This is a genomic window from Corallococcus sp. AB030, assembly GCF_003668965.1.
Lineage (GTDB): Bacteria > Myxococcota > Myxococcia > Myxococcales > Myxococcaceae > Corallococcus > Corallococcus exiguus.
In genome coordinates, this window is the sequence record NZ_RAWQ01000419.1 from 1 (window position 1) to 2,099 (window position 2,099).

General features: G+C 69.9%; 3 protein-coding genes. All 3 read left to right on the top strand.

The window, feature by feature from the left end; all coding sequences use genetic code 11:
- Positions 1-947: AgmX/PglI C-terminal domain-containing protein (locus tag D7Y15_RS43205; protein ID WP_148713042.1), on the top strand; the 947-nt coding region annotated here is incomplete at its 5' end.
- Between the two features lie 47 nt (positions 948-994).
- Complete coding sequence (locus D7Y15_RS43210) at positions 995-1,441, top strand: cyclic nucleotide-binding domain-containing protein (protein ID WP_120581644.1); 447 nt, start codon at positions 995-997, stop codon at positions 1,439-1,441.
- A 118-nt stretch (positions 1,442-1,559) separates the two neighbouring features.
- Positions 1,560-2,099 (top strand): hypothetical protein (locus D7Y15_RS43215; protein ID WP_120581643.1); only part of this gene is annotated, 540 nt, incomplete at its 3' end.

A 2,099-nucleotide genomic window follows, 5' to 3' on the forward strand; every position in this document is an offset into this window, starting at 1 on the left:
CCCTCCCCCCGGAGCTGAAGGCCAGCACGTGGCGCACGGTGGACCGCGTCTTCTTCGGCATCCTGCTGACGATGCTGGTGCTCTACGTGCTGAGCGTCGCGATCATCGTCGCCCAGCCCGCGCCAGTGGAGGCGGAGGTGGAGCTGGACCAGTTGGAAGACCGCTTCGTGCGCGCCATCATCCCGCCCCAGCCCGCGAAGAAGGAGGAGCCCAAGGAGACGACCGCGACCGGGGAGAAGAAGCCGGAAGAGGAGAAGAGCGCTCCGAAGAAGACGCCCACCACCGCCGCGACGCCCGCCCCCGCCAACAGCGCGGAACGCCGGCAGCAGGTCGAGGCGAGGGTCGCGGGCACCGGCCTCCTCAAGTTGCTGGGCGGCACGGGCCCCGGTGGCGGCGACGCCATCGCGGACGTGCTCGGAAGCTCCGGCAGCGGCGCCAACGTGGCGGAGGCGCTCGCGGGCGCGACGGCGGGTGGCGCGCTCACGGCGGGCTCGGGCGGCGGCAACGGCATCGCCAATCCGCAGGGAGACACCGGCGGCAAGATGGCGGGCATCGGCGCCACGCAGACGTCCGGCGCGGGCACCGTGAACACCGGCCAGAAGCAGGTCGTCAAGGTGCCCCAGGTCGTGGACTCGGTGCCGGAAGTGGACAGCTCCGAGGTCAAGCCCAAGGACCTGGCCCGCGAGATCCAGCGCAGGAAGGCCTCCATCCAGCGCTGCTACGAGAACGGGCTCAAGCGCGACCCCTCCCTCAAGGGCAGGGTCATGATTCGCTTCGACCTGACGCCGCAAGGCCGCGCCAGCAACGTCGAGGTGGAGGAATCCACCCTGCGCTCGGACGAGGTCATCAACTGCATCAAGACCACCATGCGCACCTGGACGTTCCCTTTCAAACCGAGTGACGACGTCCCCGTCAGCTACCCGTTCATCTTCTCGCCAGGGGAATAGGCTCGACCGTCCGGACCTTCCGGGGTCACCGGACCCGCGGGGAGCACATGGAGAAGCTGGCAGTCATCGCCACATCCCCTCTCTTCGAGATGCTGGCCCCCGCCGAGCTCGCTCGGCTGGCGGAGCTGGCACGGCTGTACCGCTACGCGCACGGCGAGGTGGTGTTCGAAGAGGGCGACCTGGGTGACAGCCTCTTCGTCATCGTGCGCGGCCAGGTGGAGGTGGTGCGCCGGGGTGTGAGCAACGAGGTGAAGCCCCTCACCGTCCTGGGCCCGCCGGAGTTCTTCGGGGAGATGGGCCTCATCGACAAGGACCACCGCTCCGCCACCGTGCGCGCCCTGGGCGAAGTGGAGCTGCTCCAGCTCACCGCGCAGGATTTGCGGACCTTCCGGCTGGCGCACGCGGACGGCTTCACCTTCATCGTCGTGAACATCGCGCGCAGCCTGTCCGCCCGCCTGCGCGAGGCCAACGCCCGCCTGGCCCCCCAGGACTGACTTCCGGAGCTGGAAAGCCGGACTCCGGGGCGATGGGGCATTGCGTTGACACCCCTCCCCCTCACTCCTAGGCTCGACTCTCGCAGCTTGGGAAGGGCCGGAAGGACTCGTGAGGCGCATGCGCACCCTGGGAATGCTCGCCGTCGTGGGAGGACTCGTCACCTCCGGGATGGCGCTGGCGCAGTCGCCCGCGTCGCCGCCGCGCCCCGCTCCGCCCGCGCTGGACAAGGCCGGTGACGTGCCGGACAGCCAGAAGCTGGAGCGCAGCACGCAGGCCCTGGGCGGCATGCGGGAGTCGCTCCGCCAGGTGTTCGAGAAGGTCGAGGAGGCGCGGCGCACCAAGGACGTGGTGAAGCTCAACTGCGCCAACGAGAAGCTGACGCAGATCAAAGGCCTCCTGCGCATCTCCGAGCAGGCGGACGTGGCCCTCCAGGAGGCCGTCAGCAAGAGCGAGGCGGCGCCCGGCGAGCACGAGTTCACCAAGGTGATGATCGCCCAGCAGAAGGTGGGCCAGCTGCGCTCGGAGGCCGAGGAGTGCATCGGCCAGCTCGCCTTCCGCACCGACGAGAACCTCTTCGTGGAGGTGGAGGAGCCGGACAACCTGCCCGGTGGTGACCCCACGCGGCCCCCGCCGCCGCCGGACCTGGTGGTCCGTCCC